The 23,153-nt window shown below is 73.1% G+C and carries 22 protein-coding genes and 1 pseudogene; 16 read left to right on the top strand and 7 right to left on the bottom strand.

What is annotated here, in order from left to right; translation table 11 throughout:
• Nucleotides 1-78: 78 nt before the first annotated feature.
• On the top strand, nt 79-858 hold the full coding sequence (locus AC4IJH_RS16620; RefSeq protein ID WP_490852484.1) for an enoyl-CoA hydratase/isomerase family protein: 780 nt from the start codon (nt 79-81) through the stop codon (nt 856-858).
• Nucleotides 859-1,018: 160 nt separating this feature from the next.
• Here the strand turns inward: AC4IJH_RS16620 and AC4IJH_RS16615 are convergent, their stop codons facing one another.
• Nucleotides 1,019-1,735: a hypothetical protein gene (locus tag AC4IJH_RS16615; protein ID WP_490852483.1), complete on the bottom strand. Its 717-nt coding sequence runs from the start codon at nt 1,733-1,735 to the stop codon at nt 1,019-1,021.
• Between the two features lie 189 nt (nt 1,736-1,924).
• On the opposite strand from AC4IJH_RS16615, the gene AC4IJH_RS16610 reads away from it, so the two are divergent.
• The 5 genes from AC4IJH_RS16610 (at nt 1,925) to amaP (ending at nt 4,436) form a co-directional block, all read left to right on the top strand.
• Nucleotides 1,925-2,416: an Asp23/Gls24 family envelope stress response protein gene (locus AC4IJH_RS16610; protein WP_490852482.1), complete on the top strand. Its 492-nt coding sequence runs from the start codon at nt 1,925-1,927 to the stop codon at nt 2,414-2,416.
• A gap of 38 nt (nt 2,417-2,454) precedes the next feature.
• The gene (locus AC4IJH_RS16605; RefSeq protein WP_490852481.1) at nt 2,455-2,652 is read left to right on the top strand and encodes a hypothetical protein; all 198 of its coding nucleotides are present in this window, start codon (nt 2,455-2,457) and stop codon (nt 2,650-2,652) included.
• Nucleotides 2,653-2,658: 6 nt separating this feature from the next.
• Nucleotides 2,659-3,072 (top strand): Asp23/Gls24 family envelope stress response protein, encoded by a 414-nt coding sequence (locus AC4IJH_RS16600; RefSeq protein WP_490852480.1) that lies wholly within the window; start codon nt 2,659-2,661, stop codon nt 3,070-3,072.
• On the top strand, nt 3,069-3,764 hold the full coding sequence (locus tag AC4IJH_RS16595) for a DUF6286 domain-containing protein (RefSeq protein WP_490852479.1): 696 nt from the start codon (nt 3,069-3,071) through the stop codon (nt 3,762-3,764). The genes AC4IJH_RS16600 and AC4IJH_RS16595 overlap by 4 nt, the downstream gene beginning before the upstream one ends.
• Nucleotides 3,765-3,836: 72 nt before the next feature.
• Nucleotides 3,837-4,436 (top strand): alkaline shock response membrane anchor protein AmaP, encoded by a 600-nt coding sequence (gene amaP, locus AC4IJH_RS16590; protein ID WP_490852478.1) that lies wholly within the window; start codon nt 3,837-3,839, stop codon nt 4,434-4,436.
• 35 nt (nt 4,437-4,471) lie between these two features.
• On the opposite strand, the gene AC4IJH_RS16585 is transcribed toward amaP, so the two are convergent.
• The 5 genes from AC4IJH_RS16585 to AC4IJH_RS16565 all read right to left on the bottom strand — a co-directional run bounded on the left by AC4IJH_RS16585 (nt 4,472) and on the right by AC4IJH_RS16565 (nt 9,895).
• Nucleotides 4,472-5,227, bottom strand: a complete 756-nt coding sequence (locus AC4IJH_RS16585) for an SDR family oxidoreductase (protein ID WP_490852477.1) — start codon at nt 5,225-5,227, stop codon at nt 4,472-4,474.
• Between the two features lie 4 nt (nt 5,228-5,231).
• Nucleotides 5,232-7,049 carry a glycoside hydrolase family 15 protein gene (locus tag AC4IJH_RS16580; protein WP_490852476.1) on the bottom strand — a complete coding sequence of 606 codons (1,818 nt, stop codon included), beginning with the start codon at nt 7,047-7,049 and terminating at the stop codon, nt 5,232-5,234.
• A gap of 29 nt (nt 7,050-7,078) precedes the next feature.
• Nucleotides 7,079-7,906, bottom strand: coding sequence for an SURF1 family cytochrome oxidase biogenesis protein (locus AC4IJH_RS16575; protein ID WP_490852475.1), 828 nt, complete (start codon nt 7,904-7,906; stop codon nt 7,079-7,081).
• A 100-nt stretch (nt 7,907-8,006) separates the two neighbouring features.
• Entirely contained in the window at nt 8,007-9,041 is a 1,035-nt protein-coding gene (locus tag AC4IJH_RS16570; RefSeq protein ID WP_490852474.1) for a DEDDh family exonuclease, read from the bottom strand.
• Nucleotides 9,042-9,241: 200 nt separating this feature from the next.
• Entirely contained in the window at nt 9,242-9,895 is a 654-nt protein-coding gene (locus tag AC4IJH_RS16565) for a TetR/AcrR family transcriptional regulator (RefSeq protein WP_490852473.1), read from the bottom strand.
• 104 nt (nt 9,896-9,999) lie between these two features.
• On the opposite strand from AC4IJH_RS16565, the gene AC4IJH_RS16560 reads away from it, so the two are divergent.
• The 8 genes and pseudogenes from AC4IJH_RS16560 to AC4IJH_RS16525 all read left to right on the top strand — a co-directional run bounded on the left by AC4IJH_RS16560 (nt 10,000) and on the right by AC4IJH_RS16525 (nt 18,791).
• The gene (locus AC4IJH_RS16560) at nt 10,000-10,797 is read left to right on the top strand and encodes an acetoacetate decarboxylase family protein (RefSeq protein WP_490852472.1); all 798 of its coding nucleotides are present in this window, start codon (nt 10,000-10,002) and stop codon (nt 10,795-10,797) included.
• Entirely contained in the window at nt 10,797-11,690 is an 894-nt protein-coding gene (locus AC4IJH_RS16555) for an SDR family NAD(P)-dependent oxidoreductase (RefSeq protein WP_490852471.1), read from the top strand. The genes AC4IJH_RS16560 and AC4IJH_RS16555 overlap by 1 nt, the downstream gene beginning before the upstream one ends.
• A gap of 89 nt (nt 11,691-11,779) precedes the next feature.
• Entirely contained in the window at nt 11,780-13,066 is a 1,287-nt protein-coding gene (locus AC4IJH_RS16550; protein WP_490852470.1) for an amidohydrolase family protein, read from the top strand.
• Entirely contained in the window at nt 13,063-14,319 is a 1,257-nt protein-coding gene (locus AC4IJH_RS16545; protein ID WP_490852469.1) for an amidohydrolase family protein, read from the top strand. The genes AC4IJH_RS16550 and AC4IJH_RS16545 overlap by 4 nt, the downstream gene beginning before the upstream one ends.
• Before the next feature lie 129 nt (nt 14,320-14,448).
• Nucleotides 14,449-15,367, top strand: a pseudogene (locus AC4IJH_RS16540) (AurF N-oxygenase family protein).
• A gap of 84 nt (nt 15,368-15,451) precedes the next feature.
• Nucleotides 15,452-16,417: a sterol desaturase family protein gene (locus AC4IJH_RS16535; protein WP_490852468.1), complete on the top strand. Its 966-nt coding sequence runs from the start codon at nt 15,452-15,454 to the stop codon at nt 16,415-16,417.
• Nucleotides 16,414-17,121 (top strand): lysoplasmalogenase, encoded by a 708-nt coding sequence (locus tag AC4IJH_RS16530; RefSeq protein WP_490852467.1) that lies wholly within the window; start codon nt 16,414-16,416, stop codon nt 17,119-17,121. Before AC4IJH_RS16535 ends, AC4IJH_RS16530 begins: the two co-directional genes overlap by 4 nt.
• 71 nt (nt 17,122-17,192) lie before the next feature.
• Nucleotides 17,193-18,791, top strand: a complete 1,599-nt coding sequence (locus AC4IJH_RS16525; RefSeq protein ID WP_490852466.1) for a TIGR03086 family metal-binding protein — start codon at nt 17,193-17,195, stop codon at nt 18,789-18,791.
• Between the two features lie 123 nt (nt 18,792-18,914).
• Here the strand turns inward: AC4IJH_RS16525 and AC4IJH_RS16520 are convergent, their stop codons facing one another.
• The gene (locus AC4IJH_RS16520) at nt 18,915-20,432 is read right to left on the bottom strand and encodes a S8 family peptidase (RefSeq protein ID WP_490852465.1); all 1,518 of its coding nucleotides are present in this window, start codon (nt 20,430-20,432) and stop codon (nt 18,915-18,917) included.
• A gap of 606 nt (nt 20,433-21,038) precedes the next feature.
• Between AC4IJH_RS16520 and AC4IJH_RS16515 the strand changes: the two genes are divergently transcribed.
• A complete protein-coding gene (locus AC4IJH_RS16515) occupies nt 21,039-21,398 on the top strand; it encodes a DUF485 domain-containing protein (RefSeq protein ID WP_490852464.1) in 360 nt (119 codons plus the stop codon).
• Nucleotides 21,395-23,038 (top strand): solute symporter family protein, encoded by a 1,644-nt coding sequence (locus AC4IJH_RS16510; protein ID WP_490852463.1) that lies wholly within the window; start codon nt 21,395-21,397, stop codon nt 23,036-23,038. The genes AC4IJH_RS16515 and AC4IJH_RS16510 overlap by 4 nt, the downstream gene beginning before the upstream one ends.
• Nucleotides 23,039-23,153 lie beyond the last annotated feature (115 nt).

Here is a 23,153-nt window from a genome sequence, read left to right as displayed (position 1 = left end):
CGATCGATCTGACGGCCGGGTGGTTACTGTTCAGTCACTTACGCACTGAGGTGCGGCAGGCTGACTCGGAGGCGCCCCATGACTCTGCTCGACAAGGACGGCGTGCGGCTCACCGTTGACGACGCGATCGCCACGGTGACCCTCACCAACCCGGCCAAGCGCAACGCTCAATCCCCCGCCCTGTGGCGGGCGTTGGCCGAGGCGGGCACGCTGCTGCCGGGAGATGTGCGCATCGTTGTGCTGCGCGGCGAGGGCAAGTCCTTCTCCGCGGGCCTGGACCGGCAGGCCTTCACCCCTGAGGGCTTCGACGGCGAACCGTCCTTCCTGGACCTCGCGCGCGGTTCGGACAGCGAACTCGACTCCGCCATCGCCGAGTACCAGGAAGCGTTCACCTGGTGGCGGCGTACGGACGTGGTGTCCATCGCGGCCGTGCAGGGGCATGCGATCGGCGCGGGCTTCCAGCTCGCCCTCGCCTGCGATCTGCGGGTGTGCGCGCAGGACGCGCAGTTCGCGATGCGCGAGACCAGCCTGGGGCTGGTCCCCGACCTCACCGGTACGCATCCGCTGGTAGGACTGGTGGGTTACGCCCGGGCGCTGGAGATCTGCGCCACCGGGCGCTTTGTGCATGCCGAGGAGGCCGAGCGCATCGGTCTGGCCAACCTGGTGGTGCCGGGCGCCGAACTCGACGCCGCCGTGGCCGACTTGGCGGCCGCGCTCACCGCCGCGCCGCGCGATGCGGTGATCGAGACGAAGGCGCTGCTGCGGGGCGCGACCGAGCGCACGTACGAGGAGCAGCGCATCCAGGAGCGGGCCGCGCAGGCCCGCCGGCTGCGGGACCTCGCGGGCATCGGCGACTGAGGCGCCTGTGGCGGATCTCCGCCGGAAGCACGGTCATGTCTCCGTCGGAAGCGCGGTCATGCGGGCTGGTCGCGCCCACGCGGCGGAGCCGCACATCCACGCGGCCCCGCGCCCCTGACGGAGCCCGGAAGCGCACCGGACCCGGACAGGTCCCCGCGGCTCAACCTTCCCGGCCCGGTGCGCCGTCCACGGCGGCGATCAGTACCGCCACCGTCACCGGGCCGTCGGCCGCGGCGGCGACCGCTGTGCGGACCGCGAGGGCGACGTCCAGGGCCCGGTGGTCCGCGCCGACGGCCAGTTGGACCATGACATGCCCGTCGGCGGCGCGTACGGGCCGGGACAGCGCGCCGAGCGCCGGGGCGAGCCGGGTCACGCCCGCCACACCCAGGGCGGCCGCGGCGAGAGGGTCGGCCGCCTCGTCGTCGCCCTCACCGCCGGCGGCCGCAGCCTCCTCGCCGTCCTGCGCCCCGCTCTCCTCGGTGTCGTCGAGGAGAGCGCTGACCCGCAGGTCCACCGCGGTCACCACCAGCCCCAGGGCGTCCGCCGCCGACGACAGCAGCGTCTCCCGTACGTTCTCGGCCGTTGCCGGAAGCGGACGGTCCGCGGTGGCCGCGAAGTCCGCGGCGATGCGCAGCGCTCCGCACGGCAGCGCGCTGGGCGGGGCCGGCACGCTCGGGGCCACCGCGGCATCCGGGTCGGCCAGGGACAGCCGCAGGGCGCCGGCGCGGACGCCGGGCAGTGCGTCGGCCGCGGCCCGCAGCGCGCCCGCCGCGGCCCGCTCGGTGATCCAGGACCCGTCCGCAGGACCGCCCAGCGGCAGCAGCCGCCCCAGGCCGAGCTGCTGCCGGACCGCCTGCGTCAACTGGTTCGCGGCCACCGGCCGTCACCCCTTTCCCGAGCTGACCTCCAGCCTGCCGTACGCCGGTACCCGCGGCAGGGCGGTGCACGCGAATGGACCGATACTGTCCCCCCGCTGCCGCATCCCCAGGGCGGTTCGGGGCAAGCGCACCTACTGTGGGGACCGGAGCGGAATGCCGCTCCTCCCCTCGGAAAGGGACGATTGGCGATGACGGACACCGCACACCGGAACCGGCCCGAGCCCCCTGCCGGCGAGTCGCAGGGCGAGGGCGCGAAGAAGACCCTGGGGTCCAAGCGGGGCGGCGGCGACCCCGCCTCCCGAGGGCGCACCACCATCGCCGACGGCGTGGTGGAGAAGATCGCCGGACTCGCGGCCCGCGACGTGGTGGGCGTGCACGCGATGGGCAGCGGGTTCGCCCGCACCTTCGGGGCCGTGCGCGACCGCGTCCCCGGCGGCGGCAAGTCCGTCACCCGCGGGGTGAAGGCCGAGGTCGGCGAGGTGCAGACCGCGCTGGACCTGGAGATTGTCGTCGACTACGGGGTCTCCATCGCGGATGTGGCCAGGGCCGTGCGCGAGAACGTCATCTCCGCCGTCGAGCGGATGACCGGCCTGGAGGTCGTGGAGGTCAATATCGCGGTCAGCGATGTGAAGCTGCCCGACGAGGAAGAGGAAGAGGAGCAGGAGCCGCGGCTCCAGTGACCGGGGGCCGTGCCGGGGTGGTAGCGAAGGAGCGCAGGATGAGTATGGCTGTGGTCGGCCTTCTGGCCGGGATGGCGCTGGGCTTCGCCGGATACTTCGGCGGCTTCGGAGCCTTTTTGCTGGTGGCGGCGCTGGGCGCCGTCGGGTTCGTGGTCGGGCGGTTCCTGGACGGGGACCTGGAGCCCGGCGACTTCTTCCGTACGCGCAGCGGCGACCGCGACGACCGGCGGCGGTGAGGCCCGGTGGCACTGGTGACCCAGGCCGCCGCGGCGCCCGTGGTGCAGGCGGGGGAGCGGGGCGCGACACGGATCGCGGACCGGGTCGTGGCGAAGATCGCCGCCCAGGCCGCGCGCGAGGCCCTGCGCTCGGCCCGCGAGGACGCCGATGTGCAGACGGGCGCCGGGCCCACCGACGCCCACGCGTCGGTGACGGTGCGCCACAGGGACGGGCGGGCGGACTTCGGCGAGGCCCGGGTGCGGGTCGCCGTGGAGCTGGGCTATCCCTCCGACATCGGTGCGCAGTGCCGCGCGGTGCGTCGTGAAGTCGCCGAGCGGGTAAGGGCGTTGGCGGGTATGGACGTACCCGAGGTCGCGGTGGAGGTGGAGCGGCTGCACTCGCCGCACACCGATCGGGCGGACCAGGGGAGGGTGCGGTGAACGGTCCCCGAGACCAGGAGCACGCGGGCTTTCCCGAGGAGAGCGCGCACACCGAGCGGCTGCCGACGCTGGAGAAGGCGGCGGACGGCACGCCGGAGCGGGACCCGGCCCGGACCCGGCCGGCCGCCTACGAGCCGGTGGCCCGGGACCGTACGGCCAAGCGGTTCTGGGCGGCCCGGCGGGTGCCGTCCGTCCTGGTGGCGCTGGTCGTCCTGGGCGCGGCGGGGCTGCTGCTGTACGACGTGGCCGCGGTACGCGCCGACCGGCCCGCGATGGCCTGGCGCAAGCGGCTGGCCGAGGAGCTGTCCACCCGGCATCTGGACGATGTCTGGGTGCTGGCCGGCGCCGCTGTGGCCGTCGTCGTGGGCGGGTGGCTGGTGGTGCTGGCGCTGACGCCGGGGCTGCGCGGGCTGCTGCCGATGCGGCGCACCGCCCCGGACGTACGCGCCGGGCTGGACCGGGCGGCCGCCGCGCTGGTGCTGCGCGACCGGGCCATGGAGGTGCCGGGCGTCCAGTCGGTGCGGGTGACCGTGGGGCGCCGCAAGGCCGGCGCGCGGGCGGTGGCGCACTTTCGTGAACTGGACGAGGTACGGGGCGACTTGGACGCGGCGCTGGGCGAGGGACTGCGGCAGCTGGGGCTGGCCCGCCCGCTCTCGCTGTCCGTCCAGGTCCGCAGGCCGGCCAAGCGGTGAGGGGCGCGGCGGTGACCGGCTGGACGAGAACCGGCGGCGTCAGGGCCGCCGCGACGGCGAGGTGAGCGCGGGATGCGACAGGTGCTGCGGAGCGTGAACAGGGTGCTGCTGGGGCTGGCCGGGCTGGCGCTCATCGGCGTCGGAGGGCTGGTGCTGCTCGGCGGCGCCGATCTGTCCCGGCGCTGGGGACTGCCCGCCTCCTGGCCGTGGTCCCGGCCCGACCACGTGCTGCTCGGCGACGCGGACCGGACCCGGTGGACCGACCAGGGCTGGTGGTGGCCGTCGGTCATCGCCGCGCTGGCCGTACTGGTCCTGCTCGCCCTGTGGTGGCTGCTGGCCCAGTTCCGGCGGCACCGGCTGGGCGAGATCCTGGTGGACAGCGGGGACGGCGAGGGCGCGCTGCTGCGCGGGCGGGCGCTGGAGGGCGTACTGGCCGCGGAGGCACAGGCGCTGGAGGGCGTGGAGCGCGCCGACGCCATGCTGACCGGGCGGCGCCTGGAGCCCCGCGTACGCCTGCGGCTGCGGCTGGCGGCGCACGCCGACCCGGCCACGGAGATGGCGCGGCTGACGGACGACACGCTGGCGCAGGCGCGCGGCTCGGCGGGCCTGGAACGGCTCCCGGCCGAGGTGCGGCTGCGCGCGGTCAAGCACCGTGCGGAGCGCGTGAGTTGACCGCGCTCCGCACCTGAGCCCGTACTCCCGCGGCCTCAGAACCCGCGCAGCGCCCCGCCGTCCACCGGGACCATCACGCCGGTGATGTAGGAGGCGGCGGGGGAGAGCAGGAAGGCGGCCGCGCGCCCGAACTCCTCGGGGGTGCCGTAGCGGCCCAGCGGGATGCTCGCGGTGCTGCGCGCGCGGGCCGCCTCCGGGTCGCCGGACAGCTCGTCCAGCTGCCGCAGCCGGTCGGTGGCGATCCGGCCCGGCAGCAGGCCCAGGACCCGCACCCCGCGCGGACCGGCCTCGTCGGCGAGGGACTTGGCGAAGCCCGCCAGGCCCGGCCGCAGGCCGTTGGAGGTGGTCAGCCCGGTGACCGGCTCGCGCACGGAGCTGGAGAGGACAAAGCCGATCACCCCGCCCTCGCCGAGTTCGGCGGCCGCCGTACGGGCCAGGCGGACCGCGCCCAGGAAGACGGCCTCGAAGGCGTCCTGCCACTGGGCGTCGGTGGTGCCGGCGGCGGAGCCCGGCGGGGGCCCGCCGACGCTGATGAGCATGCCGTCGAAGCCGCCGAAGCGCTCCCGGGCCGCGGCGATCAGGCGGGCCGCGGTCTGCGGGTCGGCGTTGTCCGCGCCCACGCCGAGCGCCCGCGGGCCGAGCGAGGCGGCGGCCTCGGCGGCCGCTTCCTCCGTGCGGCCGGTGACGAGCACGTTCGCCCCGTCGGCGGCCAGCTCGCGCGCGGTGGCCAGGCCCAGGCCCCGGGTGGCGCCGGTGACGATGTACGTCCGGTCTTTCAGTCCTAGATCCATGCGGTCAGTCTGCCTTGGGCGCCCCGAGCAGGGTGAAGGCGGTCCCGATCAGGCCGATGTGGCTGAAGGCCTGCGGGTAGTTGCCCAGGTGGCGCCCGGCCACCGGGTCGTACTCCTCGGCGAGCAGCCCGAGGTCGCTGCGCAGCGCGAGCAGCCGCTCGAACAGGGCGCGGGCCTCCTTGTGGCGGCCGGTCAGATGCAGCGCGTCGGCGAGCCAGAAGGAGCACACGAGAAAGGCGCCCTCGTCGCCGGGCAGCCCGTCGACGGTGGCGCCCTCGGTGGAGTAGCGGCGCAGCAGCCCGATGGGAGCGCCGTCGGAGCCCTGGGGGTCGTGGGGGAAGGTGAGTTCGCGGCGGACCGCGTCGACCGTGCCGATGACCCGCGGGTCGGTGCCGGGCAGGAAGCCGACGCGGGGGATCAGCAGGGTCGCGGCGTCCAGATCGGCCGAGCCGTAGGACTGGGTGAAGGTGCCGCGCTCGTGGTCGTACCCGCGCTCGCACACCTCGCGGTGGATCTCCTCGCGCATCGCGCGCCAGCGGTCCGCATCGCCGGGCAGCGAGGGGTGCTCCTCGACGGCGCGGACCGCGCGGTCGGCGGCGACCCAGGCCATGACCTTGGAGTGCACGAAGTGCCGGCGCGGGCCGCGCACCTCCCACAGCCCCTCGTCCGGCTCGCGCCAGTTGGCCTGAAGGAAGTCCATCAGCGCGCGCTGGATGTCCCAGGCGTGCGGCTGGGGCGGAAGACCCGCGCTGCGCGCGATGTGGAAGGAGTCCAGCACCTCGCCGTAGACGTCCAGTTGGCACTGGTCGACCGCGGCGTTGCCGATGCGTACGGGCGTGGAGGCGGCGTATCCGGACAGCCAGGGCAGCTCGGCCTCGGGCAGCCGGCGCTCGCCCGACAGGCCGTACATGATCTGCAGGTCGGCGGGGTCGCCGGCCACCGCGCGCACCAGCCAGTCCCGCCAGGCCGCGGCTTCCTCGGTGTACCCGGCCGACAGCAGGCAGTTCAGGGTCAGGGTGGAGTCGCGCAGCCAGCAGTAGCGGTAGTCCCAGTTGCGCACCCCGCCCAGGTCCTCGGGCAGGGAGGTGGTGGGGGCGGCGACGATGCCGCCGGTGGGAGCGAAGGTCAGGGCCTTGAGGGTGATCAGCGAGCGGGTCACGGCCGATGCGTACGGGCCGTCGTAGCGGCACCGCGCCGACCAGTCGTGCCAGTCCTCGAGCGTGGACTCCAGCGCTTCGTACGGGTCGATCTGCCGCGGGCGCGGCTCGTTGGAAGGGTGCCAGGTCAGGATGAACGCCACCCGCTCGCCCGCGCCGACGGTGAACTCCGAGCAGGTGCTCCTGTCGCGCCCGTAGGTCTCGATCTCGGGTTCGGTGCGCAGCCAGACCGAGTCGGGCCCCGCGACGGCGACCCGGCAGCCGTCGGCCCTGCGCACCCAGGGCACGATACGGCCGTAGTCGAAGCGCAGCCGCAGGACGCCGTGCATCTCGACGCTGCCCTCGACGCCCTCCACGATGCGTACGAGATCGGGCGCCCGGTCGCGCTGCGGCATGAAGTCGGTGACCTTGACGCTGCCGGTGGAGGTGCGCCAGAGGGTGTCCAGGACCAGGGAGTCACCGCGGTAGGAGCGTTCGGAGCGGGCGTGCGGGTCGCGGGGGGACAGCGACCAGTGCCCGTTGTCCCGGTCGCCGAGCAGGGCGCTGAAGCAGGCGGCGGAGTCGAAGCGCGGCAGACACAGCCAGTCGACGGAGCCGCCGCGGGAGATGAGCGCGGCGGTCTGCAGATCCCCGATGAGCGCGTAGTCCTCGATGAGTGGGTGCACTCAGCGCCCCTTCCCGCTGAACAGGGGTGCTATTCGGTCGCGGCGGCTGTACGGGCGACGCTCCCGCCGTCCGCCGGCGCCTCCTCCTGCGCCCCGGCGGCTTCCTTGGCGGCCGTCTCGGCGCGGTCCTTGCGCTCGCGGCGGGCCAGCACCACCCAGCCGACGGGGACGGCCGCGGCGAACAGCCACCACTGGATCGCGTACGCCATGTGCGGGCCGATGGCGTCGTGCTCCGGCTCGGGGACGACCTCGGGCTGGCCCTTGACCTGCTCGCTGATCTCGATGTAGCCGCCCAGGACGGGGCGGCCCAGCGCCTTGGCCCGCTGCTCGCTGTTGATGAGCATCACCTGGCGGGGCGGCAGGCCGCTCTTGTCCTTGATGCCGCTGGCCTCGGTGGTCTCGTCCGCCTTCAGCCGGCCGGTGACGGTGACCTTGCCCGACGGCGGGGCGGGGATCTTGGGGTAGTCGGCCTGGTTGCGGGCGCTGGGCACCCAGCCGCGGTTGACCAGTACGGTGCGCCCGTCGTCCATCCGCAGCGGGGTGATGACGTAGAAGCCGTAGTTCTGGTCGGTGGCGTCCATCCGGCGGCGGACCACGACCTCGTTGTCGGTGTCGTACGCGCCGGTCGCGGTCACCGGATGCCACATGTCCTTGCCCGGCACCTCGTGGCCGGGGGAGGTCATGGAGCCGACCGGGACCGCCTTGGCGGCGAGGCTCGCGGCGATGACCTGGTTCTGCGCGACCCGGTGCTCATGGCGGTGGAACTGCCAGAAACCCAGCTTGATCATCACTGGGATCAGTACGAGACCCAGGAGGGTGAGGATCACCCACTGCCGGGACAACAGGAAGCGGTACACCCCATGACGGTACAACCCGGGCCCACGGCGCCCGGCGGGCGGGGTCGGTCGGCCGCCGCCGCCCGGCTCGGCGAGCGCCGGGCGGGTGGGCCGGTCGGTCCTACGCGGGTGCGGGGGCGACGTCCTGGAGCAGTTGCATGAAGGCGGCCTCGTCGATGACGGGGGTGGCGAACTGGCGGGCCTTGGCGGTCTTGGAGGTGGGGGAGCCGGGGTCGTTGGTGACCAGCAGGCTGGTGAGCCGGGAGACGCTGGTGGCGATGTGCAGCCCGGCCTCGATGGCGCGGTCCTCCAGCAGCTCGCGGTCCACGGAGGTGTCGCCGGAGAAGGCCACCCGCATGCCCTGGACGAGCCTGCCGCCCGGCTCGTAGCGGCCCGGGTTGGGGTAGGGGCAGGCGGGGCGCTTGCGGGAGGGGCGCCAGGTGGTGGGGCGGTAGGCGGAGGACTGGCCGTAGGAGGAGCGGCGGGCGGCGGGCGCCGGGGCGTCCGACCACTCCGTCAGCGGCTGGCAGGCCAGCAGCGGCAGGCGCAGATTGGCCTGGGCGGCCAGCCGCAGGCTGGGCCGGAAGGCCTCGGCCAGCACCCGGGCGTCGTCCAGGGCGTGGTGGGCGTGCTCCTGCACGACGCCGTAGTGGGCCGCCAGGGACTCCAACTTGTGGTTGGGCAGCGGCAGTCGCAGTTCCTTGGACAGGGCGATGGTGCACAGCCGCTGCCGCACCGGGGCCTCGGCCTGTGCGCGGGCGTACTCGCGGGCGATCATCGACCAGTCGAACATGGCGTTGTGCGCGACCAGGACGCGGTCTTCGAGCCGCCGGGAGAGCTCGGGCACGATCTCCGGGAAGAGCGGGGCGTCGGCCAGCACCTCGCTGGTCAGGCCGTGGATCCAGACCGGGCCCGGGTCGCGCTGCGGGTTGACCAGGGTGTACCAGTGGTCCTGGACCTCGCCGTGCGCGTCGAGCTGGTACACGGCGGCGGACACTATCCGGTCGTCGCGCGCCAGGCCGGTGGTCTCCACGTCGACCACCGCGTACCCCTGTGGATACGCGGTCGGCCAGGGGGCCTGCGGTCCCTGCGGAGCCTGCTGCTGCACGATCTTCGGAGTGATCGGGCGGGCTGCTCCCGTGCGGTCTTCGAGCATGGTCACTGAGGATACGGGCCGACACTGACAGCCATCCAACGGCCACCCGGCCCTCACCCTGGCGACCGGCCGCCGCCCGGCGCCGCGCGGGGGCCGTATATGCGGTGGCCGGGAGCCTGCCGCCGCTGCCCGGCCCGCCCCTTCACCGGCGTCGCGGCTGCTCACCCGTACGGATAAGCGTGGTGCAGCACACGTTGTCCTCACTCCGCCGGGCCCGGTGCCTCCTCGCCGGGGCAGCGGTGCGGCAGCAGCGAGGCGACGAGTGCCCGCAGGGACACCAGGAAGAGGCGTTCGGCGTCGGCGGGGCGGGACAGCGCGCGGGCCAGGGCCGGGTCGCCCTCGGCGGCGGGGGCGTCCCACAGCTCGCCCTCGCCGGGGTGCTGGGCGGGGGAGCGCTCGCGGGTGCGCTCGACAAGGACGTACCCGGCGACCTGGAACTGCACGGCCCGTACCGCCTCCGCCGCGCGCGCCCCGCGCAGGCCCGCGGCGTGCATCTCGTGCACCAGCGCCTGCTGCGCGGGCAGGAACATCCGCTCGGTGAGGCCGCGTTCGTGGACCATCGCGATCAGATGCGGCCGCTCGCGCAGCGCCCGGCGCAGCGCGCGGGCCACCGAGACCACCCGCTGTTGCGGGGTGCGCCCCGCGGGCCGGATCTCGCCCATCTCGCGCACGGTGCGCTCCACCAGGGCGTCCAGGAGCGACTCGCGGTTGCCGACGTGCCAGTAGATGGAGGTGACGGCGGTGCCCAGCTCGGCCGCGAGCTTGCGCATGGTCAGCGCCTGCGGGCCGTGCTGGCGCACCAGGCCCGCGGCGGCTCGAAGTACCTCTTCCCGGGTCAGTGACGCTCGCGGCATGATTCCCCCAACTTCGTTGCCCGCACGGCTCTTTACCCTTCATCGAAGTCCGTGTAACCGTGTTACAGACCCCCCGCACGGCAGGACCGAGAAGGGCGGCAGCCATGGCACGTGTACGGTACGGCGCGCGCACCGAGGCCGAGATCCAGGCCGCGCGCACGGCGAACGCGAAGCTCCCCGAGATCTGGTCGACCGGCGTGGTGGCGCTGTGGGAGACCGACCCGGACGCGGTGGCCGCGGTCCTCCCGCCGCCGCTCAAACCCACCGAGCGCCCGCTGGTGCGGGCCAGTGTCAGCAAGGTCGGGCTGCCCCGCTATCCGCTGGGCGCCGGATCGGTCGCGGTCGCCGCCCGGCACGGCGCGCACGAGGGCTGGTACCCCCTGGTCATGCCGATGACCCACGAGCGGGCGCTGATCGGCGGGCGCGAGGTCTTCGGCGAGCCCAAGAAGCTGGGCGAGGTCACCGTCGAGCGCGAGGGGCCGGTGGTGCGCGCCCGCCTGGCCCGGCACGGCATCGCGTTCGTGGAGGTGCGCGGCGCGGTCAGCGGGCCGCTGCCGCTTCCCGAGCCGGCGGTCAAACGGGACTTCTACTTCAAGTTCCTGCCCGCGGTGGACGGTTCGGGCTTCGACGCCGAACCGCTGCTGGTGCACTGCCTGCGCAACGAGAAGGTCCGCGCGCTGCACGCCGTCACCGGCGATGTGGTGCTGCGCGAGTCGATGTACGACCCGGTGGCGGATCTGCCGGTGCACCGGCTGGTGGAGATCACCCTCGGCGAGAAGACCAGCGACCAGAAGGGCCGGGTCGTGGAGCGGGTCAGTGCGCGCGCCCTGCTCCCGTACATCCACCAGCGCTACGACGACGCCCAGCAGGTGCTGGACGGGCCCCCGGAGGGGAGGGGCTGATGCGGCTGCGGGCGGGGCAGGTCGCGGTCGTCACCGGCGCGGCGAGCGGCATCGGGCTCGCGCTGGCGCGGCGGTTCGCGGCCGAGGGGCTCAAGGTCGTCCTGGCGGACGTGGAGGAGGCGGCGCTGGGCACCGCGGCGGACGGGCTGCGCGCCTCGGGCGGCGAGGTACTCGCCCAGGTCACCGACGTCGGCGAGCGGGAGTCGGTGCAGGAGCTGGCGGCGGCCGCGTACGAGGCCTTCGGCGCCGTCCACGTGCTGTGCAACAACGCGGGCGTCGGCTCCGGCGCCGAGGGCCGGATGTGGGAGCACGATCCCAACGACTGGCGTTGGGCCTTCGCGGTCAACGTGTGGGGCGTCTTCCACGGCGTGCAGTGCTTCCTGCCCCGGATGCTGGCGGCCGGCGAGCCGGGCCATGTGGTCAACACCTCCTCCACCGACGGCGGGCTGGCGCCGCTGCCCACCGCCTCGGTGTACGCCGTGACCAAGGCGGCCGTGGTGACGATGACCGAGTCGCTGTACGCCCATCTGAAGGCCGAGCGCGCCCCGGTCGGCGCCTCGGTGCTCTTCCCCGGCCCGCACATGCTCCGTACGGGACTGTGGGAGTCGCACCGCAACCGGCCCGCGCGCTACGCCAAGTCCCGCCCCCGCACGACCCCTTACCGCAGCCTGGAGCAGTGGGAGGCGGCCATGGAGCAGGCCGGGCAGGAGGTGGTCTTCACGCCGGTGGAGGAGGTCGCCGAGCTGGTCGTGGACGGCATCCGCGCCGACCGCTTCTGGATGCTGCCGGCCGGCGATCACAGCGACGCCCAGATACGGGCCAGGGCGCGCTCGATGCTGGACCGCGCCAACCCCGCGTACCTGGAGCAATTCGTCCTGGACCGGCGCGACTGAGCGCCGCCGCGACCGGCACCGCCCGCCCACCGGCTCGCACCGGCCCGTCCGAACCCACCCGCACTCGACCGAGGGGACGCTGAGCGACGATGGCACACCAGCAGGATCCGTACCTGATCATCTCCTCCGACTGCCACGCCGGGCTGCCCACCGAGGAGTACCGGCCCTACCTGGAGTCGAGGTTCCACCGCGCCTTCGAGGAGTTCCTCGGGGAGCGCGAGGCCCGCCGCGCCGCGATGACCCGGCTGGGCGTGCGCAACGAGGCGTTCGCCGCCAAGTGGTTCCAGGACAACGAGGAGGGCCTGCGCGGCGGTTGGGACGCCGCACAGCGCGCCAAGGAGCTGGACGGCGACGGGGTGGCGGCCGAGGTCGTCTTCCCGGACGCGGACGCCGTGGACAGCAGGACGGCCGCGCCCTTCGGGGTGGGCCTGGGCCTGTCCGGCGACCAGGATCCTGAGCTGGGCATGGCCGGAGCGCAGGCCCACAACCGCTGGCTCGCCGAGCTGTGCGCCCACGAGCCCGAGCGCCACTGCGGCGTCGCCCTGCTGCCCGTCACCGGCGAGGTGGACCAGGCCGTCGCCGAGATCCACCGTGCCAAGGAGTCCGGCCTCGGCGCGCTGATGATCCCCGCGATGTGGGTCGACAAGGCCCCCTACCACGACCGGCGTTACGACCCCGTCTGGGCGGCCGCCGCCGAGACCCGGATGCCGGTGCTCACCCACTCCGGAGCGGCGCCCCGCCACGAATACGGCGACCACCTGGGCATCTATGTCTCCGAGGTGACCTGGTGGCCCGCCCGCCCGCTGTGGTTCCTGCTGTGGTCGGGCGTCTTCGAGCGCCACTCCCAACTGCGCTTCGGCGTCGCCGAGTCCGGCTGCTGGTGGCTGCCCAACCTGCTGTGGTTCATGGACCGCCTCTATACGGGCTCGCACGGCGGCAAGAAGCTCTCCCCGTTCGCCGGGCTCAAGCGCCCGCCGCACGAGTACCTCGACCACAACGTCTTCGTCTGCGCCACCAACACCAAGCGGCGCGAGCTGGCCCAGCGCTACGAGATCGGCGTCGACAACATCCTGTGGGGCTCCGACTTCCCGCACCCGGAAGGGACCTGGCCCGCCACCCGTGACTGGCTGCGCCGCACCTTCCACGACATCCCCATCGGCGAGACCCGCCGCATCCTGGGCGAGTCCGCCGCCGAGATCTTCGGCTTCGACACCGCCGCGCTGGCCCCCGTCGCCCGCCGGATCGGCCCCACCCCCGCCGATCTGGGCCAGCCCGCCAACCAGGCCCCCGTCGAGGAGTCCTGGCGCCGCTCCCGCGAGACCGGCCGCCACTGGCTCACCGGCTTCGACTTCCCCTTCGTGGGGGTCGGATCATGACCGGCCGGGCTCCCGGGGACCGCCTCGCCGGCGGTCGCTACACGGTCATCTCCGCCGACTGCCACGCCGGCGCCGATCTCCTGGACTACCGGCCCTACTTGGCCTCGGCGCACCACGACGCCTTCGACGCCTGGGCGGCCACCTACGTCAACCCGTACGAGGACCTGCTCGCCGACACCGCCGACCGCAACTGGAACTCCGCGCGCCGCCTGGCCGAACTCGAAGCGGACGGCATCGTCGCCGAGGTCGTCTTCCCCAACACCATCCCGCCCTTCTTCCCCAGCGCCTCCCTGATGGCCCCGGCGCCCACCCGCGAGGAGTTCGCGCTGCGCTGGGAGGGGCTGCGCGCCCACAACCGCTGGCTGGCCGACTTCTGCGCACAGGCGCCGGGACGCCGGGCGGGCGTGGCCCAGATCCTCCTCAACGACGTGGACGAGGCCGTACGCGAGGTCCGCCGCACCAAGGAGGCCGGACTGACCGGCGGCATCCTGCTGCCCGGCACCCCGCCCGGCTCCGGCCTGCCCGAACTGCACTCGGCGGTGTACGACCCGCTGTGGGCGGTCTGCGCCGAACTGGAGGTGCCCGTCAACCACCACGGCGGCTCGGCCTCCCCGCCGCTGGGCGAGGAACCGGCCGCCCGCGCCGTGTTCATGGTCGAGACGACCTGGTTCTCGCACCGCGCCCTGTGGCACCTGATCTTCGGCGGCGCCTTCCGGCGCCACCCCGGGCTGCGCCTGGTCCTGACCGAACAGGGCTCCGGCTGGATCCCCGGCGTCCTGGACATGCTGGACTACTACCACGGCCGGCTGTCCGCCGCGGCGACCCGGGCGGCCACCGCGGAATCCAAGTTCGGCGCGGGCCTGGCCGCTTCGATGGGCGCCACCCCCGGCGAACTGTGGCACGCCAACTGCTATGTCGGCGCCAGCTTCATGCGCCCCCACGAGGTCCCGCTGCGCACCCGCATCGGCCTCGACAAGATCATGTGGGGCAGCGACTACCCGCACGACGAGGGCACCTACCCCTACACGCGCCAGGCCCTGCGCGCCGCCTACGCGGGCCTGCCGCAGGAGGAGATCGCGGCGATGGCGGGCGGCAACGCGGCCCGGCTGTACGGCTTCGACCTGGCGCGCCTCGGACAGGTGGCGGCCCGGGTCGGACCGACGGCCGAGGAGATCGCCGAGCCTTTGGCGGCGGCCCCTGAGGACGCCACCAGCCCGGCGTTCGCGCCCGGAGGCGCGGTCCGGGTGTGGTGAACGGGGCGCGGGAGGCGGAGCGAGGGGGCTTGACCGGCTTGCTGACGGAGAGTCCCATAAGGGGTGACCGCGGGTAACGCCCTCAAGTGCCCGGAGGTAAGCCAGAGATGAACCGTGCGAACGCCCCCCGTGCCCGCCGCCCGGCCGAGCGACTCCCTCGGCGCGCTGCGCGAGCGCGAGCGGACGGCCGAGCGCCTGTTGGACGCCTCGGCCCGGCACTCCTGCGACCCGGACACCGAACTGGACTGGGACGTACCGTGGGAGGAGGGCAAGTGGTTCACCCCGCCCGAGCTGTGCTCCCTGTACGGCACCCCGCTGTGGGAGCGGATGAGCCGGCGGCAGCGGTTCGACCTCTCGCGCCACGAGGCCGCCCTGGTCGCCGCCTCCGGCGTCTGGTTCGAGACGATCCTGACGCAACTGCTCGTACGCCACAGCTACGACCAGGACCTCACCAGCGCCCATGTGCGCTACGCGCTCACCGGGATCGCCGACGAGTGCCGGCACTCCATGATGTTCGCGCGCGTGGTCGACAAGCTCCAAGCGCCCGCGAACCCCGGGCTTCGTCGACCACCACCTCGGCCGCCTGCTGAAGACCGTCAGCACCCCGGCGGTCACCTTCGCCGCGGCGCTGTGCGTCGAGGAGATCCTGGACTGGAACCAGCGGCTGACCTTCCCCGACGAACGCGTCCAGCCCCTGCTGCGCGGCGCCACCCGCATCCACGTCATCGAAGAGGCCCGGCATGTGCGCTACGCCCGCGAGGAGCTGCGCCGCAGGATGGCCAGGGCCCCGCGCTGGGAGCGCGAGGTGGTGCGCCTGGTGACGGCCGAGGTCATCCTCGCCGCCATGCGCACCCTGAACAATCCGCGCGTCTACGCGGACGTGGGGCTCGACCCGGGGGTGGCGCGCCGGGCCGCCCGGCAGAGCCCGCACCGCCGTCTGATCCTGCGGCGCAGCGCCGAGCGCGTCGTCGCCTTCTTCACCGAGACGGGCGTGATCCAGGGGCGCGCGGTCCGTGCCATGTGGCGCAGGACGCACCTGCTGGCGTGAGACGCCCCAACTGACAGCCTGTCTTACATACTTGTCAGTAACGACCTCTAGCCGTGGCCACGGGTGCGGCCTTATGTTGCGAACATGCCGCACCTGCCCGACGTAGTTCTGTGGTCCGTACCCGCCTTCGTCCTGCTCACGGTCATCGAGATGGTCAGTTACCGCCTGCACCCGGACGAGGAGGCGGCGGGCTATCAGGCCAAGGACGCGGCGACGAGCATCGGGATGGGGCTGGGAAGCCTCGTCTTCGACGCGCTGTGGAAGATCCCGATCGTGGCCATCTACGCCGCGGTCTACGAACTCACCCCGCTGCGGGTGCCCGTGCTGTGGTGGACGCTGATCCTGATGCTGCTGGCACAGGACTTCTTCTACTACTGGTCGCACCGCGGGCACCACGTCGTACGCATCCTGTGGGCGTGCCACGTCGTGCACCACTCCAGCAAGAAGTTCAACTTCACCACGGCGCTGCGCCAGCCCTGGACGACCTGGACGGTGTGGCCGTTCTACGTGCCGATGGTCGCGCTGGGGGTGCACCCGGCGGCGGTCGCCTTCTGCTCGTCGGCGAACCTGGTCTACCAGTTCTGGGTGCACACCGAGCGCGTCGGAAAGCTGCCCGGGCCGCTGGAGTTCGTCTTCAACACCCCCTCGCACCACCGGGTGCACCACGCCTCGCAGGGCGGCTATCTGGACCGCAACTTCGGCGGGATCCTGATCATTTGGGACCGGATGTTCGGGTCGTGGGTGCCGGAGACCGAGCGCCCGGTCTACGGCCTCACCAAGAACATCGACACCTTCAACCCCCTGCGGGTCGCCACGCACGAATACGCCGCCATCGCGCGCGACATCCGGGCGGCCCGCAGCTGGCGGGAGCGCGCCGGGCGGGTCTTCGGCGGGCCGGGCTGGCAGCCGGCCGCGAGCCGTGCCGAGCAGGCCGGAAAGGCCGGGAAGCCTGCGTACGGGACCGGGGCGGACGGCAGGGCCACGCAGGCCAAGGCCGCCAAGCAGGCCCGCGGCGCCCGCAAGCGGCGGGTCAAGGAGCCGGTGGCGTGAGCCGCACGCGTCAGCGCGGCGCCCGGATCGCCCTGGGCGCCTTCGCGGTGCTGACCGCCGTCCACCTCGGCGCGCTGCTCGCCGGGGCCGAGGGCGTCCACCACCTCACCAAGCCCGCGCTGATGCCGGTGCTGGCCGGGTACGTCCTCCTGCGCGGCGGGCCGCCGCCGCTCGTCGCGGCCCTGCTGTTCGGCTGCGGGGGAGACACCCTGCTCCAGATCGGCGGGGAGGCGGCCTTCCTGGCGGGGATGGGGTCCTTCGCGCTGGGCCACCTCTGCTACCTGCTGCTGTTCGCCCGGCGCGGCGCGTATCCGGCCGGCCGCCGGGTGACGGGCGCGCTCGGCGCCGCGTACGGCCTGGCCTGGCTGGGCACCGTCGCGCTGCTGTGGCCGGACCTGGAAGCGGGCATGCGGGTGCCGGTGGGGGCGTACAGCCTGCTGCTCACGGCGATGGCGTACGGCGCGCTGCGCCTGGGCCCGCCGGCCGCGCTCGGCGGACTGCTGTTCCTGCTCTCCGACACCCTCATCGCGACCGGTATCGCCCACTGGCCGCAGCCGCCCGTCCCGCAGTTCTGGATCATGCTGACCTATACGGCGGCGCAGTGCGCGCTGGCCGAGGGGGTGCGGCGGGCGTACGACCGCGCCGGTCCCGGGCGCGTGGGACGGCCGCGGCGGGCGTACGGTGAGGTGCGTACCACCGTCTGACGGCCCCCGCGCCGGAGGGAAACGGTGGCCGGCTTGAGTCTCCCACGGGGGGAGACCCGACAGTGGACGGCATGAACGAGGACGGCACGGACCTGCTGACGATCGGGGAACTGGCCCGCCTGACCGGCACATCGGTCAAGACGGTCAGGAACTGGTCGGACCAGGGACTGCTGCCGCCCGCCGCCCGTACCCCCGCGGGCTACCGGCTCTACGGCCCCGACGCCCCCGCCCGCCTGGAGATCGTGCGCACCCTGCGCGACCTGGGCATCGGTACGGCGGCGATCCGGGCCGTGGTGCGCCGCGAGCGCACCGTCGCGCAGATAGCCGAACACTGGGCGGACGCGCTGGACGCGCAGATCCGCACCCTTCAGCTGCAGCGCGCCGTACTGCGCTCGGTGGCCGCGCGGGGCGCCACAGCAGAGGAACTGCCCGACATGAACAAGCTGGCGCGGCTCTCGGCCGCCGAACGGCGCCGCATCGTCGAGGAATGCCTCGACGAGGCCCTGGCGGGGGTGGACGCCCCGGCCTACCGCGCCGGTCTGCTGGCCGCCGCCCCCGACCTGCCGCCCGAGCCCACCCCCGGGCAGATCGGCGCCTGGATCGAACTCGTCGAGTGCCTCCAGGACCCCGAACTGCACGCCGCACTGCGCCGGTTGGCCGAATTCAGCGCACGGGTGACACCGCGTGATGGGCCACCGGGCGCCGAACAGGACGCGATAAGGGTGGCGGAGCTGATGCGCGAACGCGCCGAGGAGGCGCTCGCGGCCGGCACAGCAGCGGACTCGCCCGCCGCCGAAAAGGTCGTCGCCGAGGTCGTCGCCGCCTGGATCCCCACCCAGGCCCACACCCCCGACCCGCCCGCGAAGGACGGCGCACCGGCGCGCCGACGGCTGCTCCACCAGCTGGAGACGGCCGCCGAACCGCACGTGGAGCGCTACTGGCGGCTGCTGTCCACGGCCACGGGGCGCCCCGCGCCGCCCCGTTGGGACCGCGCGGGCGCCTGGATGGCCGCCGCGCTGCGCGCCCACCGCGAGCCGGGCGGTGTGCCCGTAGGGCGCGAGGCGTTCGCGGCGGCGGACCCCGCCCGGGCCCTTCAGCTGTACGAGACCGTGGCCGGGGAGATCGCCGCACTGGTGGCGTCCGTACCGGCCGCCGCCCTGGACCGGCCGACGCCGTGCGCCGATTGGGACGTACGGCAGCTGATCGGCCACCTGGTCTGGGAGAACCTGATGATCACCTCGATCGCCCGGGGCGCACCGCGCACCGACCCGGACGCCGACCACCTGGGCAGCGACCACGCCGCGGCCTTCGCGCGCTCCGCGCACGAGGTCCTGACCGCCTTCCGCGACAGCGGGGTGCTGGAGCGCACCTACGGCCCGTACGAGGCACCCGGCGCGATGTTCCTCCAGCAGGCGGCGATCGAACTCCTCGCGCACGGCTGGGACCTGGCCCGCGCGCTGGGCGCGCCCACCGACCTGGCGGCCGGGGCCGCGCAGGACGTCCTGGCGGCGGCACGGCAGATGTACGGCGCGGCGCCGCGGGCCGAGGGCGGCTCCTTCGCACCGGAGCGGGCGGCGGGACAGCAGGCGTGCGGCGCCGACCGGCTCGCCGCGTACCTGGGCCGGGACCTGGCGTGGCGCCCGGCGCGTACGGGAGACGCCCCGGCCTGACGCGGGCCGCGCACGGCACGGCCCCGGTCGGCAGCGGCCCCCCCGTACGGCGACGGGCCGGGCGGCCGGTGAACACCGGCAACCGCCCGGCCCGTCAAGGACGTTGAGCCCTGAGGGAGCCCTTTACTGGACCGCGTCCAGCGCGTCCACGATGCCGTAGCCGAAGTGGCTGTTGACATGCGGCGTGCCGGTGCAGGTCTTGTCGGCGGCCGAGCAGCCGGGGTTGTCCGCCTGCATCTTCAGCAGCCACTGGATTTCCTGCGGGCTGGACTTGGGGTGCGTGCTCTTGAGCAGCGCGACGACGCCCGCGACGTGCGGCGAGGCCATCGAGGTGCCCGCCAGGTAGGCGTAGTCGCCACCGGGCATCGTCGAGAGGATGTTGCCGTTCTTGGCGGGCAGGTCGGGGACCTGCGCGCTGTCGCCGCCCGGGGCCGCCACGTCGATGACGTTCCGGCCGTAGTTGGAGTAGGACGACTTGAGCTTCTTCACGCCACTCGCGGCGACCGTGACCGTGCCCGGCAGCTGGGTCGGAATGTCCCAGCAGGTCTTCGGGTCGATGGTGCGCTCGACGGGCTTGGTGTCGTTCGGGCTCGACTTGTCGACGAGCTTGTCGGCGGCCAGGTCCAGGTTGGAGTTGCCGGCCGCGGCGACGTTCACGACGCCCTTGTTCTGCGCGTACTTGGCGGCCCGGCCGACGGCGTCAACTATGGCGCCCTGGTCCAGGTCGTCCTTGCAGTTGAACATCCACGGGTCGACGTAGTAGCTGTTGTTGGTCACCTGCGCGCCGTGGTCGGCGGCGAAGACGAAGGCGCAGACCACGCTCTCGGCGTAGAACAGGCTCGTCTTGGGGTCGCTGACCTTGATCGCGGATATCTTCGCGCCGGGGGCGACACCGGCCACGCCGACACCGTTGCGCGGGGCCGCGATGGTGCCCGCGACATGGGTGCCGTGGTAGTCCTCGTCCGGGTCGTAGGGGCGCCAGGCGCCCGGCGAGGTGTCGGGCACGCCGCCCACACAGTTGGCCGACTGCTTGGCGGAGAAGTTCGCCTTGAGGTCCGGGTGGGTGTCGTCCACACCGGTGTCGATCACGGCGACGGTGACCTTCTTGCTGCCCGGGTTCACCTTCGCGGCCTGGTCGGCCTTGATGGCGGGGATGTCCCACTGCAGCGGCTCCAGCGGCTCCTTGTCCTCGCCCAGGGCCTTGGCGGAGCGGGCCTCCTTGGCGGCCTTGGCCGCGCTCAGCCGCTCGACCTTCTGCGGCTTGCCCACGTCCGTGGTGCCGGACGCCTTCAGCGGCGCGGTGCGGGTAGCGCCCGCGGACTGCACGCCGTTCACGGCCCGGATGGCCGTGGCGAACTGGGGGTTGGCCGAGTGGACGACGATCACGCCTATCTTCTCGTGGGCAGTGATCACCTTGCCGCCGGCCTTGGATATCGCCTTCTTCACCTTGCCGACCGTGGCCTTGCCCGGCGTGGTGTTCACGACGTAGGACAGCAGCGGCCCGTCCGTGGAGACGGCGGCGGCCTGCGCGGCTGCCGGGGCGGCGGTGGCCGCGCCGGGCAGGAAGGCCAGGGAGGCGGTCAGGGCCAGCCCGACCGGTACGGCCAGCGCCCGTGCGCGTCTGGAGCGGGGATGTGCCATGGGTACTCCACATCATCCGTGAGACCGCCCGTACACAGGGCGCGTACGGGCGGATGCATTGGACGTGAAGTTATCCGTGATCAGCGTGGAACATCAATGGAGTTGGGAGAAAACCTGGCACAAGCCGCGGAATCGAGACGGAATGACGCCCCGTCAAGCGGAATGCGTCCTTTCTGGCTTCCTGGTACGGCGCTGACGGGGGGGCCGCGCGGGTCAGCGCGGCCGGCGCAGCGCGCCGATGCTGAGCGGCGGGAGCATCACCCGGGGCCCGTACCAGCGTCTGGGGTCCGCGCAGCAGGGGCGCGGCACGGCGGGTCGCACGGATATCGGAGCGGGCAGCCGTACGATCCCGTACGGGCGTCGGTCGGGCCCTGATGGCTGCAGGGACGGCGGGGGACTCACACCGGGTTCAACGAACCGGCCCTGGCGCGGTGGCGGTTGGAGCCGCTGCTTCCTGTTTGTTTCCTGCGGAATTCAACCAACGCACCCCTGTCGGAACGATTCGCACCCCTCTACGATGCGTGATCCGCATCGCTTATCCGGGCTTTACCGCCGTACTGACTTCGCGCCGCGATCCGCCGCGGCCGCTACGTATCAGGAGAATCCGTGAGCACCGCACCGCCCACTGAACCAGGGCCGTCCGATCCGGGGCCGTCCCGCGCCGTCCCGTTCGAAGAAGTCCAGGCCAGCCCGGAGTTCAGCGAACTGCGCCGCTCCTACCGCTCGTTCGCCTTCCCGCTCACCGTCGCCTTCATCCTCTGGTACCTGCTGTACGTCCTGCTCTCCAACTACGCGGGCGGCTTCATGGGCACCAAGGTCTTCGGCCACGTCAACGTCGCGTTCATCCTGGGCATCGCCCAATTCGTCACGACCTTCCTCATCGCCTGGTGGTACTCCCGCCACGCCGCCGCCAAGCTCGACCCCAAGGCCGAGGCGATCAAGTCCCGCCTGGAGGGCGACGCATGAGCATCGGCACGAACCTCGCACCTCAGGCGTACCAGCTCGCCGCCGAGGGGGCGGGCCAGCACCGCCCGCTGATCATCAGCCTGTTCGCCCTCTTCGTCGTCGCCACCCTGGCCATCACCGTATGGGCCGGCCGGCAGACCAAGGGCGCGGAGGACTTCTACGCCGGCGGCCGCCAGTTCACCGGCTTCCAGAACGGCCTGGCCATCTCCGGTGACTACATGTCCGCCGCCTCCTTCCTCGGCATCGCCGGAGCCATCGCCCTGTTCGGCTACGACGGCTTCCTGTACTCCATCGGCTTCCTCGTCGCCTGGCTCGTCGCCCTGCTCCTGGTCGCCGAACCCCTGCGCAACTCCGGCCGGTTCACCATGGGCGACGTGCTCGCCTACCGGATGCGCCAGCGCCCGGTCCGTACCGCCGCGGGCACCTCCACCATCATCGTCTCGATCTTCTACCTGCTCGCGCAGATGGCCGGCGCCGGCGCCCTGGTCACCCTGCTGCTGGGCATCACCAGCGAGGCCGGGAAGATCCTGGTCGTCGTCCTGGTCGGCATCGTGATGATCCTGTACGTGTCCATCGGCGGCATGAAGGGCACCACCTGGGTCCAGATGGTCAAGGCCGTCCTGCTGATCGCGGGCACCCTGCTGATCACCTTCCTGGTGGCCCTGAAGTTCAACTTCAACATCTCCAGCCTGCTGGGCGCCGCGGCCGAGAACAGCGGCAAGGGCGCCGCCTTCCTGGAGCCGGGCCTGAAGTACGGCGCCAACGCCACCTCCAAGCTCGACTTCATCTCGCTGGGCATCGCCCTCGTCCTGGGCACGGCAGGCCTGCCGCACATCCTGATCCGCTTCTACACCGTGCCCACCGCCAAGGCCGCCCGTAAGTCCGTGAACTGGGCGATCGGCATCATCGGCGTCTTCTACCTGATGACCATCGCGCTGGGCTTCGGCGCCGCGGCCCTGATCAAGCCGGCCGACATCATCGCCTCCAACAAGGCGGGCAACACCGCGGCCCCCATGCTCGCCCAGCAGATCGGCGGCGGCGCGGACTCCACCGGCGGCGCGATCCTGCTCGCGGTCATCTCCGCCGTCGCCTTCGCCACCATCCTCGCGGTCGTCGCGGGGCTCACCCTCGCCTCCTCCTCGTCCTTCGCGCACGACATCTACGTCAATGTCATCCGCAAGGGCAAGGCGACGGAGAAGGAGGAGGTCCGCGCGGCCCGCTGGGCCACCGTCGGCATCGGTGCCGTGGCCATCGTGCTGGGCGTGCTGGCCCGCGGACTGAACGTCGCGGGACTGGTCGCCCTGGCCTTCGCGGTCGCCGCCTCCGCCAACCTCCCCACCATCCTCTACAGCCTGTTCTGGAAGCGCTTCACCACCCAGGGCGCCCTGTGGTCCATCTACGGCGGCCTGGCCTCCTCCGTACTGCTGGTGCTCTTCTCACCGGTCGTCTCCGGCAAGCCCACCTCGATGTTCCCCGGCGTGGACTTCCACTTCTTCCCGCTGGAGAACCCGGGTCTGATCTCCATCCCGCTGGGCTTCCTGCTCGGCTGGCTGGGCTCCCTGCTGTCCAAGGAGGAGCCGGACGTGAAGAAGTACGCCGAACTGGAGGTCCGCTCCCTCACCGGCACCGGAGCGCACTGACGCCCACCGCACGCACAGGGCCCGGCCGCGTCGTAGATCGCCCCCCCCCCCCCCCCCCCCCCCCCCCCCCCCGCCCCCCGCCTGGTGACTTCCCACTCCTGCTCGCTGTCAGAGC

This window comes from Streptomyces sp. UF-297 (assembly GCF_058245575.1).
The sequence above is the reverse complement of the archived record's forward strand: the minus strand, read 5'-3'. Positions and strand labels throughout refer to the sequence as shown.

What these genes read in the sequence shown, in the direction of transcription:
- AC4IJH_RS16585 (WP_490852477.1), bottom strand. Translation starts at nt 5,227, where the DNA reads ATGGATCTAGGACTGAAAGACCGGACGTACATCGTCACCGGCGCCACC.
- AC4IJH_RS16570 (WP_490852474.1), bottom strand. Translation starts at nt 9,041, where the DNA reads ATGCTCGAAGACCGCACGGGAGCAGCCCGCCCGATCACTCCGAAGATC.
- AC4IJH_RS16535 (WP_490852468.1), top strand. Translation starts at nt 15,452, where the DNA reads ATGCCGCACCTGCCCGACGTAGTTCTGTGGTCCGTACCCGCCTTCGTC.
- amaP (WP_490852478.1), top strand. Translation starts at nt 3,837, where the DNA reads ATGCGACAGGTGCTGCGGAGCGTGAACAGGGTGCTGCTGGGGCTGGCC.
- AC4IJH_RS16620 (WP_490852484.1), top strand. Translation starts at nt 79, where the DNA reads ATGACTCTGCTCGACAAGGACGGCGTGCGGCTCACCGTTGACGACGCG.
- AC4IJH_RS16550 (WP_490852470.1), top strand. Translation starts at nt 11,780, where the DNA reads ATGGCACACCAGCAGGATCCGTACCTGATCATCTCCTCCGACTGCCAC.
- AC4IJH_RS16565 (WP_490852473.1), bottom strand. Translation starts at nt 9,895, where the DNA reads ATGCCGCGAGCGTCACTGACCCGGGAAGAGGTACTTCGAGCCGCCGCG.
- AC4IJH_RS16520 (WP_490852465.1), bottom strand. Translation starts at nt 20,432, where the DNA reads ATGGCACATCCCCGCTCCAGACGCGCACGGGCGCTGGCCGTACCGGTC.
- AC4IJH_RS16605 (WP_490852481.1), top strand. Translation starts at nt 2,455, where the DNA reads ATGAGTATGGCTGTGGTCGGCCTTCTGGCCGGGATGGCGCTGGGCTTC.
- AC4IJH_RS16525 (WP_490852466.1), top strand. Translation starts at nt 17,193, where the DNA reads ATGAACGAGGACGGCACGGACCTGCTGACGATCGGGGAACTGGCCCGC.
- AC4IJH_RS16560 (WP_490852472.1), top strand. Translation starts at nt 10,000, where the DNA reads ATGGCACGTGTACGGTACGGCGCGCGCACCGAGGCCGAGATCCAGGCC.
- AC4IJH_RS16610 (WP_490852482.1), top strand. Translation starts at nt 1,925, where the DNA reads ATGACGGACACCGCACACCGGAACCGGCCCGAGCCCCCTGCCGGCGAG.
- AC4IJH_RS16555 (WP_490852471.1), top strand. Translation starts at nt 10,797, where the DNA reads ATGCGGCTGCGGGCGGGGCAGGTCGCGGTCGTCACCGGCGCGGCGAGC.
- AC4IJH_RS16510 (WP_490852463.1), top strand. Translation starts at nt 21,395, where the DNA reads ATGAGCATCGGCACGAACCTCGCACCTCAGGCGTACCAGCTCGCCGCC.
- AC4IJH_RS16545 (WP_490852469.1), top strand. Translation starts at nt 13,063, where the DNA reads ATGACCGGCCGGGCTCCCGGGGACCGCCTCGCCGGCGGTCGCTACACG.